This is a genomic window from Tessaracoccus yangjingae (assembly GCF_054483935.1).
In genome coordinates, this window is record NZ_CM137014.1 from 1,594,025 (window position 1) to 1,610,352 (window position 16,328).

16 protein-coding genes, 1 tRNA gene and 2 pseudogenes are annotated in these 16,328 nt (G+C 69.0%); 8 read left to right on the forward strand and 11 right to left on the reverse strand.

The window, feature by feature from the left end; all coding sequences use genetic code 11:
• Positions 1-12 precede the first annotated feature (12 nt).
• A pseudogene (locus ACX1D3_RS06805) lies at positions 13-711 on the forward strand (IS630 family transposase); the annotation flags it as partial.
• Here the strand turns inward: ACX1D3_RS06805 and ACX1D3_RS06810 are convergent.
• Entirely contained in the window at positions 648-1,949 is a 1,302-nt protein-coding gene (locus ACX1D3_RS06810; protein WP_458993697.1) for an ISL3 family transposase, read from the reverse strand. The pseudogene ACX1D3_RS06805 and the gene ACX1D3_RS06810 sit on opposite strands and share 64 nt — an antisense overlap.
• Positions 1,950-3,345: 1,396 nt before the next feature.
• On the opposite strand from ACX1D3_RS06810, the pseudogene ACX1D3_RS06815 reads away from it, so the two are divergent.
• A pseudogene (locus ACX1D3_RS06815) lies at positions 3,346-3,834 on the forward strand (transposase); the annotation flags it as partial.
• Here ACX1D3_RS06815 and ACX1D3_RS06820 read toward each other — a convergent pair.
• Positions 3,823-5,316 (reverse strand): flotillin family protein, encoded by a 1,494-nt coding sequence (locus ACX1D3_RS06820; protein ID WP_458996229.1) that lies wholly within the window; start codon positions 5,314-5,316, stop codon positions 3,823-3,825. The pseudogene ACX1D3_RS06815 and the gene ACX1D3_RS06820 overlap by 12 nt on opposite strands.
• Positions 5,317-5,329: 13 nt before the next feature.
• Positions 5,330-5,848, reverse strand: a complete 519-nt coding sequence (locus tag ACX1D3_RS06825; protein ID WP_458996230.1) for an NfeD C-terminal domain-containing protein — start codon at positions 5,846-5,848, stop codon at positions 5,330-5,332.
• A gap of 90 nt (positions 5,849-5,938) precedes the next feature.
• Here ACX1D3_RS06825 and ACX1D3_RS06830 point away from each other — a divergent pair.
• A tRNA-Leu gene (locus tag ACX1D3_RS06830) sits at positions 5,939-6,012 on the forward strand.
• Between the two features lie 2 nt (positions 6,013-6,014).
• On the opposite strand, the gene ACX1D3_RS06835 is transcribed toward ACX1D3_RS06830, so the two are convergent.
• Positions 6,015-7,433 (reverse strand): MBL fold metallo-hydrolase RNA specificity domain-containing protein, encoded by a 1,419-nt coding sequence (locus ACX1D3_RS06835; RefSeq protein WP_458996231.1) that lies wholly within the window; start codon positions 7,431-7,433, stop codon positions 6,015-6,017.
• Between the two features lie 128 nt (positions 7,434-7,561).
• Between ACX1D3_RS06835 and ACX1D3_RS06840 the strand changes: the two genes are divergently transcribed.
• A complete protein-coding gene (locus ACX1D3_RS06840; RefSeq protein WP_458996232.1) occupies positions 7,562-8,377 on the forward strand; it encodes a Bax inhibitor-1/YccA family protein in 816 nt (271 codons plus the stop codon).
• Here the strand turns inward: ACX1D3_RS06840 and ACX1D3_RS06845 are convergent.
• Positions 8,367-9,059, reverse strand: coding sequence for an NUDIX hydrolase (locus ACX1D3_RS06845; RefSeq protein ID WP_458996233.1), 693 nt, complete (start codon positions 9,057-9,059; stop codon positions 8,367-8,369). The two genes, ACX1D3_RS06840 and ACX1D3_RS06845, sit on opposite strands and share 11 nt — an antisense overlap.
• Positions 9,060-9,150: 91 nt before the next feature.
• On the opposite strand from ACX1D3_RS06845, the gene ypfJ reads away from it, so the two are divergent.
• A complete protein-coding gene (gene ypfJ / locus ACX1D3_RS06850) occupies positions 9,151-10,041 on the forward strand; it encodes a KPN_02809 family neutral zinc metallopeptidase (protein WP_458996234.1) in 891 nt (296 codons plus the stop codon).
• Positions 10,042-10,045: 4 nt separating this feature from the next.
• Here ypfJ and ACX1D3_RS06855 read toward each other — a convergent pair whose 3' ends face one another.
• Genes ACX1D3_RS06855 through ACX1D3_RS06865 form a run of 3 tightly spaced genes read right to left on the reverse strand, consistent with a single transcriptional unit; the run spans position 10,046 to position 12,455 of the window.
• Positions 10,046-11,041: a hypothetical protein gene (locus ACX1D3_RS06855; RefSeq protein ID WP_458996235.1), complete on the reverse strand. Its 996-nt coding sequence runs from the start codon at positions 11,039-11,041 to the stop codon at positions 10,046-10,048.
• Positions 11,042-11,067: 26 nt separating this feature from the next.
• A complete protein-coding gene (msrA, locus tag ACX1D3_RS06860) occupies positions 11,068-11,733 on the reverse strand; it encodes a peptide-methionine (S)-S-oxide reductase MsrA (RefSeq protein WP_458996236.1) in 666 nt (221 codons plus the stop codon).
• Positions 11,734-11,762: 29 nt separating this feature from the next.
• Entirely contained in the window at positions 11,763-12,455 is a 693-nt protein-coding gene (locus ACX1D3_RS06865) for a uracil-DNA glycosylase (RefSeq protein ID WP_458996237.1), read from the reverse strand.
• A gap of 116 nt (positions 12,456-12,571) precedes the next feature.
• Here ACX1D3_RS06865 and ACX1D3_RS06870 point away from each other — a divergent pair, with 116 nt between their 5' ends.
• The gene (locus tag ACX1D3_RS06870; protein WP_458996238.1) at positions 12,572-13,357 is read left to right on the forward strand and encodes a hypothetical protein; all 786 of its coding nucleotides are present in this window, start codon (positions 12,572-12,574) and stop codon (positions 13,355-13,357) included.
• A gap of 1 nt (position 13,358) precedes the next feature.
• Entirely contained in the window at positions 13,359-13,808 is a 450-nt protein-coding gene (locus tag ACX1D3_RS06875; protein ID WP_458996239.1) for a DUF2089 domain-containing protein, read from the forward strand.
• 59 nt (positions 13,809-13,867) lie between these two features.
• On the opposite strand, the gene greA is transcribed toward ACX1D3_RS06875, so the two are convergent.
• Positions 13,868-14,368 carry a transcription elongation factor GreA gene (gene greA / locus ACX1D3_RS06880; protein WP_458996240.1) on the reverse strand — a complete coding sequence of 167 codons (501 nt, stop codon included), beginning with the start codon at positions 14,366-14,368 and terminating at the stop codon, positions 13,868-13,870.
• A gap of 12 nt (positions 14,369-14,380) precedes the next feature.
• Positions 14,381-14,782, reverse strand: a complete 402-nt coding sequence (locus ACX1D3_RS06885) for a DUF4307 domain-containing protein (RefSeq protein ID WP_458996241.1) — start codon at positions 14,780-14,782, stop codon at positions 14,381-14,383.
• 59 nt (positions 14,783-14,841) lie between these two features.
• Here ACX1D3_RS06885 and mca point away from each other — a divergent pair, with 59 nt between their 5' ends.
• A complete protein-coding gene (gene mca / locus ACX1D3_RS06890) occupies positions 14,842-15,738 on the forward strand; it encodes a mycothiol conjugate amidase Mca (protein ID WP_458996242.1) in 897 nt (298 codons plus the stop codon).
• Here the strand turns inward: mca and ACX1D3_RS06895 are convergent.
• Complete coding sequence (locus tag ACX1D3_RS06895; protein WP_458996243.1) at positions 15,731-16,315, reverse strand: rhomboid family intramembrane serine protease; 585 nt, start codon at positions 16,313-16,315, stop codon at positions 15,731-15,733. The two genes, mca and ACX1D3_RS06895, sit on opposite strands and share 8 nt — an antisense overlap.
• Positions 16,316-16,328 lie beyond the last annotated feature (13 nt).

The window sequence follows — 16,328 nt, forward strand, 5'->3', positions numbered from 1 at the left end:
GTGTGTCGGTGATATAACTTTACGGTTGGGTGGGAGCTGGTGGCCAAGATCACCGACGTCGTCGGCCTGTACCTCGCACCCCCCGACAACGCGATCGTGCTGTGCGTGGATGAGAAGTCCCAGATCCAGGCCTTGAACCGGACCCAGAAGACACTGCCCATGGCGCCGGGCCACGCCGAGCAACGCACCCATGACTACGTCCGCCACGGCACCACCACCCTGTTCGCAGCGTTGGAGATCGCCACCGGGAAAGTCACCGGGTTGTGTAAAGGCCGGCACCGGCATCAGGAGTTCCTCGGCTTCCTCAAACACGTGGCCCGCGCCTACCCCGACCAGGAACTGCACCTCGTCATGGACAACTACGCCACCTACAAGAAGGCCGAGGTCCGCGACTGGCTCGCCGGCAACCCCCGGATCACGGTCCACTTCACCCCGACCTCCGGCTCGTGGCTCAACCTCGTCGAGGTCTGGTTCGGCATCATCGAACGCCAAGCCATCCGACGCGGGACCTTCACCTCGGTCAGAGACCTCACAGGCAAGATCCGCACCTTCATCAACGGATGGAACCGACGCAAACACCCATTCATGTGGACCAAGACGCCCGACCAGATCCTCGACCGAATCAACCGGAAACGTAAACAGGCTCTTCACAGAAGGCGGTGGATTTGGGGTCTGAACCCGCCTGCGTCGAGTAGGCAGCGGGCGATGTAGTTGACGATGCTTCTGAAGCCTCTGGCGGTGCCTCGGAGGTGTTCGAGGAGGCCGTTGATCGCTTCGGTGGGGCCGTTGGATGTGCGGGGGTGGTCGAAGAACGCGAGGATGTCGTCGCGGCGTCGATGAAGGGTTTGGCCCAGGACGCGGAGTTCGTCGAGGCCGGCGGGGACTCCTGTCTTGATGGTGTCGATGAGTCGGGTCATGATCTTCTTCCCCTCGGAGGGGTCGTCGGCTTGGTAGGCGTCGATCACGTCCTGGTAGACGCTCCAGGTGGTCTCGAACGCGACGTGACGCTGGTCGGCGAGCACTTTGGCGAGCCGGCGCTGTTGCTTCTCGGTGAGCAGCCCAGCGCGGGTCCGGGCGACCCGACGGATCCCGTAGAGCGGGTCCCCGGAGCGGCCCCGATGCCCGAGGGTCTCTTGCTGGACGCGTTGCCGGCAGCGGTCGAGCTTGTCCCCGACCAGGGCCACGACATGAAAGGGGTCCATCACGGTGGTGACGGTGTCGATCGCTTCGACGGCGGCGGATTTGTAGCCGGTGAAGCCGTCCATCGCGACGATCTCGACCGTGTCCCTGAAGGCCTCAGTTTGGGCTTCGAGCCAGGATTTGAAGGCCTGTTTCGATCTGCCCTCGACCACCGCCAACAACCTCGACGGGCCGCTTCTGGTCCTGGTCGGAGTGAGATCGATGATCACGGTGACGTACTTGTCGCCGTGGCGGGTATGTCGCCAGACGTGCTCATCGACCCCGACCGTGGTGACCCCGTCGAGGCGCTGCGGATGGTCGATGAGCAGGTCGGCGCCGGCGGCGAGGATCGCGTCGCAGGCGGTGTTCCAGGCGACGCCGAGGTTGGCCGCGACCCGTGCGATCGACATTCGGTCGATCACGATGGACTTGACGGCCTGCATGATCGCGTCACGCGACAGTTTCCCCTTCGACGGAGCCGCGGCCCGGATGTCATGGCGCCACACCCTTCGGCACGGGACACAGCGATATCGAGGCACGATCACCTCGAGGATCGTGGGTTTCCAGCCGTAGGGCACATGCGCCAGACGACGCAGCACCGCGTCGTGCCGCACCCCTGGCCCGGCGCACCCCGGACACGGCGACGGCGGTGTGGTGGGGCGGCAGCGCAGCACTGTGTGGTCGGGTTCGACGCGCTGGGCGGTCACGGTCAGCCCGAGACGATCGAGCCGGCAGAACGTATCGAGGCAGGGTGGGGTAGCGTTTCGCACAAGGGCCCTTGGGTTTCAGATGAGGCGTAGACACCTTCATCCTGCCAACCCGAGGGCCCCCTCCTCGACCCAGGGCACCCGGGACGGGATCCTTGACCCGGGTCAGCCGCCGCTCAAACGCGGCCCATCAATCCACTGCCTTCTGTGAAGAGCCCGTAAACATGCCTCAACGACAGGCCACTAGCGGTCCCACTCGATGGACAGGGTGGACATGAATGCATCAGGGTCGAACTCGGATCGAATGGGCGAGGGCTGGTCCACGGCCGCCACATTGCGGGCGTGATAGGAATAGCCCGCCTCGTGATCACAGGGCCACAGTTCGAAATTCACTCTGGTGCCCACAGGCAGATCCCATGACGCGCATCCCGTTTCACTGAAATGCACCCATGCGATCGTCCCGTCCGACGCTGTGATCTCACCGGTGCCTCGGTCGTCGTCCCAACTCGAAATATGGCCAGAGGCTAGTTGTCCCATTGGATTTCTAGCGCGGAATAGCCGGTGTCGCTGCGAGCCGAGCTCCCATCTGTTTCACCAACGCGCTGCATCTGATTGTTGTAGAACTTATAGCGGAAGTTGAAACCCAATGTTGCCGTGCCGGGCCGACCATTCACCGCGACACGGAATGTGCATGAACCCCAGAGTGTGTAGTTCGTGTTGACCCGATTCCCAGGGACGGGTGAGTGCCAAAGATAGCTGATGGGCACGTTGTGACTATCGTGGTAGGGAAGTTGCATGTGCCCCGCGCTGCAGTTCTTATTGCTGGTCGCGATGCTCTGCAAATAGGGCGACACTCGGTGACTCCATGTCATGGTGTTGCCCGCGGGCGCTGAGGGCCTGCCTTGCGCGCTGAACGTTCCGTTCCCATCGGTGATCGCGTAGCTGGGAGTCGCGTTCGTGAAGGTGTGTTGAGCTTCTGTAGCGTCCGCACCCGAAGGAGTTGCCGCGAGAGCGAAAGCTAGGAGAGCCGAGACCAGTATGCCTGCGACCGCACTTCGACGTGGGGTGAATCCAGGGGGTGTCCTGACCATGCCTCGATGATAGGCTCATCTCAATCCAGAGTGTAGTCGAGGTCTGAATCCGCCGGTCTCGAGCAGCGATCTGGCGATGGTATGTCGACCTCCGGTTTATGTTGACCGGCGCCGTGGGGAGCCTTCTCCAGCGCGGGTTGGGGCCCGAGTCGGTCAACATAACCGTGCGGGTTCAGCGGTTCTTGAGGAACGCGCTGTGACGCGTTCCAGGGTCCGGCGTTTGAGTTCGAGGTCGGCGTGGAGGTAGCTCGGGTGGTGATATTCGCGTGCCCGAGCCAGAGCGCGATGCTCGCGGTGTCGATCCCGGCGTGCGTGCAGGCTCATCGCGCAGGTGTGCAGCAGCGTGAGCGGGGTGCTGCCGACAACACGTCCAACAAGAGACCCTGAGGCATCGGGGCCGCTTCGGGGACTCGCTCTACGGGATCCGTCGGGTCGCCCGGACCCGCGCTGGGCTGCTCACCGAGAAGCAACAGCACCGGCTCGCCAAAGTGCTCGCCGACCAGGACGTGATCGACGCTTACCAAGCCGCCGACCCCGCCGAGGGGAAGAAGATCATGACCCGACTCATCGACACCATCAAGACCGGAGTCCCCGCCTGCCTCGACGAACCTCGTGTCCTGGGCCAAACCCTTCATCGACGCGGCGACGACATCCTCGCGTCCTTCGACCACCCCCGCACATCCAACGGCTCCGCCGAAGCGATCAAACGGTATCCTCGAACACCTCCGAGGCACCGCCAGAGGCTTCAGAAGCATTGTCAACGACATCGCCCTCTGCCTACTCGACGCAGGCGGGTTCAGACCCCAATCCAACCGCCTTCTGTGAAGAGCCGTTTGACCTGTCGGCTAGCCCTCTAGGGTGCGTGTGCTCTGCTCCTTCTGGGCGAAGCGATCCAGCACAGTGGTGAGGTCGTAGCCCGTGGTGTCCTTGACCAGCTGCAGGGTCTGCATCATGTTGCTGGCCACCGCCTTCGGCACGGCGGAGGCACCCTCGGTGGAGACCACGGTGAGCGTCTCGATGTTGCCCATCGGGGCCGCGACCTTCTCCGCGATCTGCGGCAGCACCTCGATCAGCATCTGCAGGACCGCGGCGTCGTTGTAGTGCGCGAACGCCTCCGCGCGCTTGTCCATGGCCTCGGCCTCCGCCTGGCCCACGGCGAGCACCGCGGCGGCCTGCGCCTCGCCCTCGGCGCGGACGGCGTCCGCCTCCGCCACGCGACGGGCCTTCTCTGCCTCGCCCCGTCGGGCGCCCTCGATGGCCTCCGCCTCGGCGAGCGCCGAGCGGCGCGACTTCTCGCCCACGCCGCTGAGGCGGGCCTTCTCCGCCTCGGCCTCGGCGTTGGCGATCGAGGCCGCCTTGCGGGCCTCCGCCTCGAAGATGGCCGCGTTGCGCTGGGCCTCGGCCGCCGTCTCGATGCGGTACCGCTCGGCGTCCGCGGGGCGCCGGACCTCGGAGTCGAGCTGCCGCTCCTTGAGCGCGGCCTGGGCCGTGGCCACCTTCTCCTGTTCCATCAGGATGGACTGGTCGCGATCCGCCTGAGCGAGCGGGCCGGCGGCGGCCGCCTGCGCGCGGGCCGCGTCGGTCTCAGCCTGGATCTCGGCCTGCTTGAGGACGAGCGCCCGGTTGGCGATCGCGATCTCCTGCTCCGCCGCGATCTGGGCCTGTTCGGCCTCGCGGCGCGCCTCCGCCTCTGCGACGGCGGCCATCCGGCCCAGCTTGGCGGACTCCGGCCGGCCGAGGTCCGACAGGTACGTGCCGTCGTCGGTGATGTCCTGGATCTGGAACGTGTCGAGCACCAGGCCCTGGCCGGTGAGGGAGGACTCGGACTCGTCGGTGACGCGCTGCGCGAAGGCGGCGCGGTCGCGGATGATCTGTTCGACGGTCAGCGAGCCGACGATGGAGCGCAGCGAGCCCGCAAGGGTCTCCTGCGTGAAGGTCTCGATCTCCTCCTGCTGGGTGAGGAAGCGCTGCGCCGCGGCGCGGATGGAGTCCTCGTTGCCGCCCACCTTGACGATGGCGACGCCGTCGACGTTGAGCTTGATGCCCTGGCCGGACACGGCGTTGCGGATGGTCACCATGATCCGCCGCGACGACAGGTCCAGCACGTGCAGCCGCTGGATGAAGGGGACGACGAAGACGCCCCCGCCCATGACCACCTTCTGGCCACTGAGGTCCGTCGACACCAGGCCGGTCTCGGGGTTGCGCACCTCCTTGCCCTTGCGGCCTGTGATGAGGAACGCCTCGTTGGGCTTGGCCACCTTGTAGCGGCTGGCGATGAGGAGGAAGACGAGGAGGAGGAGGGCGACGAGCCCGACGATGGGGATCAGGAGTGGTGGCACGGTGGTCCTTCTGTCAGGGGATGGCGGTGGGGGAGTCGTCGGTGGGGGTGACCTCGACGGCGGTGGGGGAGACGATGGCCGAGATCCACACCTCGGTGCCCGCCTCGACGGGGCGGCCGGCGGTGGCGCTGAACTTCCGCACGTGGCCGCCGACGGCCAGCTGCACCTCGCCGAAGCCGGTCTCCGGGATGGCGGTGATGACGCGCGCGGGGTGGCCGATCATCGACTGCGACCGGAAGGTCGAGGAGTCCTCGCCGGAGCGCAGCGCGCGCGTGAGCCGCACCGCACCCCAGGACGCGGTGGAGCCGATGGCGCCGCCGACCACGACGGCCAGCAGGGTGTTGGGCACCAGGGCGAGCGAGATGGCGCCGCCGAACCCGAACGCGCCGACGAAGGCCGCGATGCTGGAGAGGGAGAACAGATCGTTGTCGAGGGCGTCGAGGCCCAGCACGCCGTCGAGCACGTCACCGATGAGCAGGGTGGCGGCCACCAGCGCCAGACCGACGGCACCGATGATCAAGAACGTAGTCAAGGCCGACTCCCTCCGATGGGTGGACGGTTCCCACCCTAGCGGCAGCGGGAAGCATGCCTCCCGGAGGGCGATGGCTAGACTCGTCGTCGCGCCCTCGTGGCCCAATTGGCAGAGGCAGGCGGCTTAAACCCGCTTCAGTGCGGGTTCGAGTCCCGCCGGGGGCACCTCACTCCGTCAGGTCCAGGTCCTCGGGGTCCACGCCGTCGGCCAGGAGGCTCACCACCTCGCCGAAGCGGGGCACCACCGCGACCCAGCCCAGCTCGTCCTCGATCCGGCGCGCGAAGGTGGCGGCCGCGGCCGGCTCGCCGTGGGTGACGAACACGGTCTCCGGCTCCCGTCCCAGGGCGCGGAGCCAGTCGATCAGGTCCGAGGCGTCGCCGTGCACGGAGAACTCGTGGTCCCGGACGATCTCGGCCTTGACCCGCACGTAGCGCCCGTTGATCTTCACCGAGTGGGCGCCCTCCTCCAGCGCTCGGCCCCGGGTGCCCTCCGCCTGGAAGCCCGTCAGCACCACCGTGTTGCGGGGATCCGGGAGCAGCCGCTGCAGGTGGTAGAGCACCCTCCCGCCCTCGGCCATGCCGGAGGAGCTGATGATGATCATCGGCTCGGTCCGCCGGTTGAGCTTCTTCGAGTCGCGACCCTCCCGCGCCTCGCTGAGGTCCAGATCGGTGAAGTCGGCCAGCGTGATGTCCTCGTCCAGCTCACCCAGGGACTGGTCGGCGTAGACCGCCAGCGCCGCGATCGACATCGGGCCGTCGACGACGACGGGGACCCGCGGGATGCGCCCGGCGCGGGTCAGCTGCACCAGGGCGTGCAGGACCGTCTCGGTGCGGTCGATCGCGAAGGCGGGCACCACCACCTGACCCCCGCGCCCGATGGTGCGGCGGATGGCGGCGGCGAACGGCTCGTGCGGCAGCTCTGGCTCGAGGTGCTCCCGGTCTCCGTAGGTGGACTCGCACAGCACCACGTCGGCGGCGGGCGGCGTCTCGCGCCCCTTGAGGACGGGGTGGTCGTGGCGGCCGAGGTCCCCGGAGAACAGCACGCTGCGGTCCCCGAAGCTCACGTGCACGCTGGCCGAGCCGAGGATGTGCCCAGCCCTCACCCAGCGGGCCACCACCCCGCCCAGGTCCAGGTCCTCGTCGAACCCGACGCGGCGCAACAGCGGCAGCGTGGCCTCCACGTCGGCGGAGGTGTAGAGCGCCTTCGGGTTCTCGTGCTTCGAGTAGCCCCCGGCGACGGCGTCCCTCGTGGCCTGCTCCTGCAGCTTGCCGGAGTCCCGTAGGACGATCTCCGCCAGCCGGATCGTCGCCTCCGTGCCCCAGATCGGTCCCCGGAAGCCGTGCTTGACCAGCGCGGGGAGGTAGGCCGAGTGGTCCGCGTGCGCGTGCGTGAGAAGCACGTCGCTGATGGTGGCCGGGTCGACCGGCAGCCCGGCCCAGTTCTGCAGCCGCCACTGCTTCTCGCCCTGGTAGAGGCCGGCGTCGACGAGGATCCGCCGCCCGTCCAGGTTGAGCAGGTACTTCGAGCCGGTGACGGTGCCGGCCGCGCCGAGGAAGGTGAGTGTCGCGGTGTGCGGGGTGCCCATGCTCCGATGGTGGCACGCGCGGCGGATCGGCGTGCCCCAGTGGGCGAACCGCGGGGATGGTTGCGGCGCTCGCTACCATGGATGACAACAGCCTCCTCCTTGGGTTGCACCCAGAAAGAGCAAGTGACATGGCAAATCCGATCATCGGTCGCCCCGATGCGTTCACCCGCAACGCTGCCCCGCAGCAGCCCACGTACGGCTATGACCCGCAGGCGCAGTACTCCCAGTACCCGCCGCCCACCACGGCCCCCTACCAGCAGCCGGTCCGCACCGGCGGCGTGATGACCCTTGACGACGTGATCGCCAAGACGGCCATCATGCTCGGCGTGGTCCTCGTGACCGCCATCGCCACCTTCATGTTCCTCCCCCTCGAGCTGCTGTACCCGGCGGTCATCGTCTCGGCGCTCGTCGGCTTCGTCACGGTGCTGATGGTGGCGGGGCGCGCGAAGCTCCCCATCGGGGGCGTGCTGTTCTACGCGGTGATCGAGGGTGTCTTCGTCGGCGCCTTCTCGTTGCTGTTCGAGATGATGTACCCCGGCATCGTGGTCTCCGCCGTGCTCGCCACGTTCGTGACGGCCGGCGCCACCCTGGCGGCGTACAAGTTCTTCAACATCCGGGTCACCGCGAAGTTCCGCAAGGTGGTCTTCATCGCCACGGCGTCGTTGGCGGGCGTGTTCCTGCTCAACCTGGTCCTGGCGCTGTTCGGCATCGACCTCGGCATGCGCGACATCGGCTCCGGCGCCGGACTCCTGTCCATCGGCATCTCCGTGCTCGCGGTCATCCTGGCGGTCCTCAGCCTCGTCGTGGACTTCGACTCGGTCGAGCGCGGCATCGCCGCACAGGCCCCGGCTCAGGAGTCGTGGCGCGCGGCCCTCGGCATCACGGTCACCATGGTGTGGCTGTACACCGAGATCCTGCGGATCATGAGCTACTTCAGGAACTGACCGGGCGGCTCAGTTTGCGGGCGAACTGCGACAGCAGCGTCCGCGAGCTGTTCGTCCAATGCAGTGAGCGCCACGTGCGCGTCGGCACCCAGCCGGCCCCTTCGGTCGATCCACCCACATCGTGGACGACGGGGTCGCTGGGTGTTGTGCATGTGGCGCCGTAGATGACGCGCAGGGCGTGGAAGTCCTCCAGCCGGCCCGCCAGGGAACGCCCCACCCAGTGCTCGGACTCCAGGGTCAGGACGCGGTCGATGACGACCTCCTGGCCCGTCTCCTCGTAGATCTCGCGCAGCACCGCGTCCGACGGCGACTCGCCGGGATCCACCCCGCCTCCTGGCAGCGCCCAGGTGCCCGGCGCGGCCGTCACCGCGGAGTTGATCGTGCCCAGGATGCCGCGGTCGGACATGACCAGCGCGTACGCGCCCACCCGCTGGTACTGGCGCGGCGTCTCCCGCGAGGGGGCCACGTAGACCGTATGACGCTCAGGGGGCCGGTGATCCGCGGCGCACACCTCGCGCACCAGCCAGGTGAACATGATCTCGCCGTCGTGCATGGTGGCGGCCAGTGGCCGGATGGGCACGTACCCGTGGTCGAACATGGTGACCCTCGGGTGCTGCCCGTGCTCCACGTGGTAGCTGATCACCGGGGCCCCCACAGGACTGGTGACCCCCACGACGCGCATTGGACAAGTCTAGACGCTGGCCGCGGGCCCGTTCGGCCGCCGCGACCTGGGCTGCGCGGTTAGTATGGCTGGACCGACGAAGGGGAGCGCCATGGAGTTCCGGGACAACGCCCGAATCGACAACGCCAACGTCCGTTACGGCGGCGGGGGCGGTGGTCGTCGTGGAGGCCGGGGCATCGCCGTCGGCGGGGGCATCGGCGGCCTCATCATCATGCTGCTGATGCTCGTCTTCGGCGGCGGCAACCTCGGGATCAACCCGGACGACATCCTGAGCGGTGGGCAGGCGCAACCGGAGCAGGTTGAGCAGAACCCCAACTGCCAGACCGGTGCCGACGTCGACCGTGACCCCAACTGCCGGTGGCCCGCCTACGTGACCGCCATCAACAACTACTGGGGCGAGGTGGTCGAGGGCTACACGCCTGCCACCACCCAGCTGTTCAGCGGCCAGGTGGCCACGGCATGCGGCACAGGCTCCTCCGAGATGGGTCCGTTCTACTGCCCCGGGGACCAGACCGTCTACATCGACACCGAGTTCATGGGCGTGCTGCTCAACCAGCTCGGCGCCGCCGGCGGCTACGCCGCGGAGGCGTACATCGTGGCGCACGAGTACGGCCACCACATCTCCAACCTCACCGGCACCATGCAGCGGGCCCGCTCGATGGGCAACGACACCGGCCCCACCTCCGGCCAGGTGCGGCTCGAACTGCAGGCCGACTGCTACGCCGGCGTCTGGTTCGCCAACACGCTGAAGGATCCGGATTCGGTGATCGAGTCCGTGACCCAGGACGACCTCAACCGCATCGTCGACGCGGCCCGCGCCGTCGGCGACGACCACATCCAGCAGCAGCAGGGCGGCCGCGTGGTCCCCGAGAGCTGGACGCACGGGTCCTCCGAGATGCGCCAGCTGTGGGTGGCCAAGGGCTTCAACAGCGGCGACCCGAACGTGTGCGACACGTTCTCCACCGACGACCTGGGCCAGTAGGGGCTCAGCCCACCAGTGCGGTCATGTCGCGGCCCTCGAGGTCCGCGAAGTGGACATCGCCCTCGCAGTCCACGCGCGCGACGGGGGCGGAGCGCTGCAGGCTCATGTCGATCAGCACGTCGCACTGCTGCTCGGGGGAGTCCTGGAACTGGGCCACGGCCTTGGCCAGCGAGGGCGGATCGATGAGGGCCGGGTCGAAGGTGGCCAGCGTGGGCGTCTCGGAGCGCCGCGTCTCGAACACCGGAACCGCCCCCACGCGCGCCCGGTTCAGCACCACGCCCTCCTCGGCGTCGGGAACGTCGGCCCAGTACCCGCGGGTCAGCGCGAAGCCGACGGCGTAGGCCTGCGTCGACCCGCCGATCACCTCCGCGATCCCCTCGGTGATGTCCGCCACGCCCGTCACGCCGAGCACCGCGACGGCCGAGCCGTCCTGCCTGAAGAAGACCGCCTCGGATTCGGGGCGCGAGGTGACGGTCATCAGGACCTGGCCCTCGCGGTAGTCGACGATCTGGAGGACCAGATCCCCCCTGACCCCGCGCAGGTCCGCCACGTCGAACATGCGGCCCACCGACTCCAGGGGAAAGTCGTGCGGGTCGAAGGTGGCCTGCTCGAAGTACTGCACGTCCGAGTCCACCCGGTCGATCACGCCGTCGCGCCACTGGTACGTGGCGACCGACCTGTCGGGGAGCAGGGCGCTCAGGGTGGCGGCCTCGGCGGTCACGTCCACCTTGAGGACGGGCAGGCCGCCGGCGACGAGGTGCAGCTCCTCGACCACGGCCCGGGCCGCGCCGTCGACCAGAGGCTGCGAGACCGCGAAGTCCAGGGGGAGGTCCGCGTCAGGGACGGGGCTGTTCGTGAAGGAGGGAGTGGGGCTGGGGCTCGCACTGGCCGACGGCGTGGCCGGCGTCGCGGTGGCGCTGCCCGTGAGGCCTGGGGCGGGTGCAGTGCAGCCCGCGACGACGGCGACAAGCGCCACCATCCCGATCCGCCACGTTCTCACTGCGCCAGTGTAGGAGACGCCGTCGGTCAGTCCCGCGGGCCGCACCTCACGCCGGTGGCGTGGTTGGGGCAGTAGCCGTTCGGGTTCTTGTGGAGGTACTGCTGATGCTCCAGCTCGGCGTAGAAGAAGCGCTGCCCGGGCGTGATCTCTGTGGTGACCTGCCCGTAGCCGGCGGCCGTGAGCCGCTCCTGGAATTCCGCGCGCGTGCGCTCCGCGGCCTCCCGCTGCGCGTCGTCGACGGGGAACACGGCGGACCGGTACTGCGTGCCCACGTCGTTGCCCTGGCGGTTGAGCTGCGTGGGGTCGTGGTTCTCCCAGAACAGCCGCAGGAGCTCGTCGTAGGAGACGCGGGCCGGATCGAACACCACCTGGACGGTCTCGGTGTGGCCGGTGCGGCCGGTGCAGGTCTCCTTGTAGGTGGGGTTGGGGGTGAACCCGCCCATGAACCCGACGGCGGTGTTGACCACCCCGTCGGTCTCCCAGAAGAGGCGTTCCTCGCCCCAGTAGCAGCCGAGCGCGAAGTAGGCCACCTGGCAGCCGTCCGGCACCTCGTCGAGCGGGAGGCCCAGGACCTCGTGGGTGGGCATGGGGCTGAGGACGGGGGTGCTTCGGCCGGGAAGGGCCGCGGACTCATCCACCATCTCGGGCTTGCCGAGGCGGGCGTTGAGCCAGGCGAGGACGTCGATCTCCATGCACTCGATGCTAACCGGGGAGGGCAACCTCACCCCGCCGGGACGGGATCGGGGAGGCGCCAGTCGACGGGGATGCCGCCCTGTTCCTCGAGCAGGCGGTTGGCCTGGCTGAACGGCCGCGACCCGTAGAAGCCCGTGCGGGCGGACAGCGGCGACGGGTGGGCGCTCGCGATGACCGGCACGCCCCCCAGGAGGGGCCGGGCGGTCTGGGCGTCCTTGCCCCACAGGATGGCCACCAACGGGCCCCCGCGCTCCGCCAACGCCTCGACGGCGCGGCCCGTCACCTCCTCCCAGCCCTTGCCGCGGTGTGAGGCGGGCGCGCCCGGGCGCACGGTGAGCACCCGGTTCAGCAGCAGGACTCCCTGATCGAACCAGGAGGAGAGGTCGCCGTGCGTGGCGGCAGGGATGCCCAGGTCCGAGGCGAGCTCGCGGTAGATGTTGACGAGGCTCCCGGGGAGGGGCCGCACGTCCGGCGCCACGGAGAAGGACAGCCCGACGGGGTGGCCCGGCGTCGGGTATGGGTCCTGGCCGAGGATCAGGACCCGCACGTCGGCCAGGGGGCGGCTGAAGGCGCGCAGGATGTGTGGGCCGGCGGGAAGGTAGCCGCGCCCGGCCGCGATCTCGTCGCGGAGGAAGGCGCCAATGGCGGAGATCCGATCCTCGACGGGGGCCAGGGCCTGTGCCCAGTCCGGCGCGATGAGTTCTGTCAGGGGCTTCGGCATGGCCACACTCTGACACACGCGCCCGCCGCACGGAACGGCCAGGGAAACACCTGTTCCCACCCCTGCGAATGGAAAGCGGGGTTTTCCGGAATGGAAAGGAGGCTTACCATTGACGCATGACGAACCCCGATATCGGTCCGATCCTGGACGATCTCGCCGCCGGCCGCATCGATGCCGCAGAGGCGAGCCGCCGCATCGAGGCGGCCAAGGCCGCGGCGAGCGCCCAACCAGGCCCCGTGCACGACACCGCAGCGAGCGGCGGACCCAAGGCGGGCGGCCTGGCGCGTGTCGCCGTCACCGCCGTCGGCCGTCGCGTGCGCATCGAGGGCGATCCCACGGTCTCGACGCTGACCATCGACGGCCCCCACGTGCTGCGCCGCGTCGGGACCGTCATGGAGGTCAACTCCACCGGCGAGTTCGGCCCCAGTTTCCAGGGCTTCTCGCTCATCCGGCCGCCGCGGAATCTGGACGACCTGCGCGACATCGGCCTCGGGAAGGAGCTGACGATCAGGGTCAACCCCTCGCTCATCGTCGACGCGGAGGTCACCACCGGCGGCCTACGCACCATCGGCGTCCCCCGGTTGGGCCGGATCCGGGTCACGGCCGGCGGCTCCAGCCTCGACGACGTGCACGAGGTTGAGGACCTGCTCAGCCAGGCCGGCGGCATCAGCGTCAGCGGGCCCATCAGCATGGGACGCTCGCGGCTGCGGGTGGAGTCAGGCACCCTCACCGTGCATCTCACCAAGGGCGCCAACGTGACCATCCGGGGCGAGGCGCGGCTGGGGCGGATCACCTGGCCCGGCGGCGGTGAGGGCGTGGACGAGTACGTCATCGGCAACGGCTCCGCGCGGCTCGACGTCGCCGTCGTCATGGGCATGGCCACCATCAAGTCGGAGGAGTGAGATGACCGGACGTCACCTGTACCACGCGCCCGCGGACTGCCCCGTCTGCGGCGAGTCGCTGATCACCATCCGCAAGGGCTGCCTCCAGTGCGGCACGGAGATCGCGGGGGAGTTCGCCGGGTGCGACTTCTGCGCCCTCACCGAGGCGGACCTCAGCCTGCTGCGGGTGTTCCTCGGCTCCCGCGGCAACCTTCGCGAGGTCGAGAAGCACCTCCAGGTGTCCTACCCCACGGCCCGCGTGCGGCTCGACGCCGTGCTGGCCAAGCTTGGGCTGACCCCCAGCGGCGAAGCCGAGGCCCAGCCCGAGCCCGACCTGCCCCCCGAGAGCGACCAGGCGGGGGAGTACGGCGAAGAGGTGCCCCCGACCGGTTCGGCCCAGGACCAGATCCTGGCCCGCGTGGCGCGCGGGGAGTTGAGCGCCGAGGTGGCGGCGAGGCTGCTGGGCGCCTGAGCCCGACGACGACGATGGCCGCCGCCCCACACCGGGCGGCGGCCATCGTCGTCTTTGAGCTAGAGGACTTCGATCTTGGTGACGACCACCATGATCTCGCGGCCGTTGGGGGCCTCGTAGCGCACCTCGTCGCCGAGCTTCTTGCCCAGCACCGCGGCGCCCAGGGGGGCCTGCGGCGAGACTGCGTGGTCGACGGAGGAGTCCGTGCCGAGGATCTCGCGTGATCCCAGCAGGAAGGTCTCCGTGTCCGACTCGTCGCCGTCGTAGGCGACGGTGATGACCTTGCCGGGCGCCACCTCGTCGTGGGCGCCCTCGGGCTCACCCACCTGGGCTCGGCGGAGGAGGTCCTCCAGTTGGCGGATGCGGCCCTCCATCTGGCCCTGCTCCTCGCGGGCGGCGTGGTAGCCGCCGTTCTCGCTGAGGTCGCCCTCTTCGCGGGCGGAGGCGATGCGGGCGCTCACTTCGGGGCGCCCCACGGTCTTCAGCTCGTTGAGTTCGGCCTCGAGCTTGTCGTGGGCCTCCTGCGTGAGCCAGATCACGTCGGTAGAAGTTTCAGACATTCAGCAACCCTATCAGCCCACTGTGCGGCACTGTTCGATGCTGACGCTGGTTGCCTCCTTCACCGTGGTGAGGTTGACCAGGACGTCGGTGAGGGTCTCGGTGCCCGCCGGGATGTCCACCCTCTGCTCGGCCACCTTCTCGTACGAGGTGGCCTGCGCGTAGATCTCGCACTCGACTGGGGTGGCCGGGTCCTTGCGCTGGATCACGAGCTCCGCGGTGACCTTGGTGGGGCTGATCACGTCGAACCCTCGGACCATTGCGGCCACGGGCGGGTTGGCGCGCACCACGCCGGTGACGATGACCAGGACGATCGCCCCGAGCACCGCGAGCCCCGCGATGCCGGCGAGCAGGTAGTCGGCGGGGGAGCGCCGCGGGTAGCGGGCGGCGATGCGGGCTTCGTCCTGGCTGGTCACGGGTCCATTGTGCCCTGCCCCCGCCGTCGGCCCCGGGACGGCCTGCCAGAATACGGGGCATGCCCGCGCCTGAGCCCACACAACTGCGGTTGCTCCACGTCCACGCGCACCCGGACGACGAGTCCAGCAAGGGCGCCGCCACGACGGCGAAGTACGTCGACGAGGGGGTCGAGGTGATGGTGGCCACCTGCACCGGCGGCGAGCGGGGCTCCGTCCTCAACCCCAAGCTGGCCGGGGACCCGGAGGTGGAGGCCGACATCTTCCGGATCCGGCGCCGCGAGATGGAGCGGGCCCGCGAGATCCTCGGCATCCGGCAGGTGTGGCTGGGGTTCGTCGACTCGGGCTTCCCTGAGGGCGACCCCCCGCCGCCGCTGCCCGAGGGATGCTTCGGGCTGGTGGACCCCGAGGTCGCGGCGGGGCGCCTGGTCAAGGTGATCCGGGAGTTCCGGCCCCACGTCGTGACCACCTACGACGAGCGGGGCGGCTACCCGCACGCGGATCACATCATGTGCAACCGCATCACCGTGGAGGCCTTCCGCGCAGCCGCGGATCCGGCGGCGTGGCCGGAGCACGGGGAGCCGTGGCAGGCGGCCAAGCTGTACTACCACATGAGCTTCCACCGGCGCCGCTACGAGATGCTCGAGCTGGCCATGCACGAGCACGGCCTGGACTACCAGGTGCCGGCGCGCGACGAGGACCCGTACTCGTTCGGGCGGCTGACCACATTCATCGAGTGCTCGAAGTACTTCCCCGTCCGCGACGAGGCGCTGCGCGCCCACGCCACCCAGATCGACCCCGACGGGCCGTGGTTCGCGGTGCCGCTGGCCATCCAGCAGGCGGGGTGGCCGACGGAGGACTACCAGCTGGTGATCTCCAAGGTGCCCACCATGATCCCCGAGAACGACCTGTTCGCCGGCCTCCGGCAGATCCCCACCGTGCCGGAGTTCTTCATCTAGCCGCGCGACGCGAGCGCTTGTGGAGGTACCAGGCGGCGAACACGCCGCCGACGGCGCCGCCGAGGTGCGCCTGCCAGCTGACGCCGGGCGCCGTCGGGAACACGCCCCAGAGGACGGAGCCGTAGAGCAGGAACACCACCACCGCGATGGCGATCTGCCCAGGCTTGCCGGTGAAGATGCCGCGGACCAGCAGGTAGGCCAGCCAGCCGAAGATCACGCCCGACGCGCCGGCGGTGATGGTGCCGATGGGCGACAGCAGCCAGGCGGCGAGCCCGGAACTCAGCACGGTGGTGACGCTCGTCACCGCCCACCGCACCACCCCCGCGAGGTAGGTGAGCACGCCCAGGACCAGGAACGGGAGCGAGTTGCCGATGAGGTGCCCCCATCCGAAGTGCAGGAACGGCGCCACCAGGATGTTCGGAAGGTCCCCCGTCTGGCGCGGCTCGATGCCCCAGTAGTCCAGGCTGTTGAGGGTCAGCACGTCGACCACCTCGATGGCCCACATCGCGGCCAGGAGGCCTCCGACGACGACGAGGGCGCGGGAGAGACTGGGCTTCTGGGCCGGTTCGACGCTCATGCTCCCAGTGTGA

Bases quoted from the DNA above. Each gene is read 5' to 3' on its own strand.
- ACX1D3_RS06835 (WP_458996231.1), bottom strand. From the start codon at position 7,433: ATGGGCACCCCGCACACCGCGACACTCACCTTCCTCGGCGCGGCCGGC.
- ACX1D3_RS06840 (WP_458996232.1), top strand. From the start codon at position 7,562: ATGGCAAATCCGATCATCGGTCGCCCCGATGCGTTCACCCGCAACGCT.
- ACX1D3_RS06845 (WP_458996233.1), bottom strand. From the start codon at position 9,059: ATGCGCGTCGTGGGGGTCACCAGTCCTGTGGGGGCCCCGGTGATCAGC.
- ypfJ (WP_458996234.1), top strand. From the start codon at position 9,151: ATGGAGTTCCGGGACAACGCCCGAATCGACAACGCCAACGTCCGTTAC.
- msrA (WP_458996236.1), bottom strand. From the start codon at position 11,733: ATGGAGATCGACGTCCTCGCCTGGCTCAACGCCCGCCTCGGCAAGCCC.
- ACX1D3_RS06865 (WP_458996237.1), bottom strand. From the start codon at position 12,455: ATGCCGAAGCCCCTGACAGAACTCATCGCGCCGGACTGGGCACAGGCC.
- ACX1D3_RS06870 (WP_458996238.1), top strand. From the start codon at position 12,572: ATGACGAACCCCGATATCGGTCCGATCCTGGACGATCTCGCCGCCGGC.
- ACX1D3_RS06875 (WP_458996239.1), top strand. From the start codon at position 13,359: ATGACCGGACGTCACCTGTACCACGCGCCCGCGGACTGCCCCGTCTGC.
- greA (WP_458996240.1), bottom strand. From the start codon at position 14,368: ATGTCTGAAACTTCTACCGACGTGATCTGGCTCACGCAGGAGGCCCAC.
- mca (WP_458996242.1), top strand. From the start codon at position 14,842: ATGCCCGCGCCTGAGCCCACACAACTGCGGTTGCTCCACGTCCACGCG.
- ACX1D3_RS06895 (WP_458996243.1), bottom strand. From the start codon at position 16,315: ATGAGCGTCGAACCGGCCCAGAAGCCCAGTCTCTCCCGCGCCCTCGTC.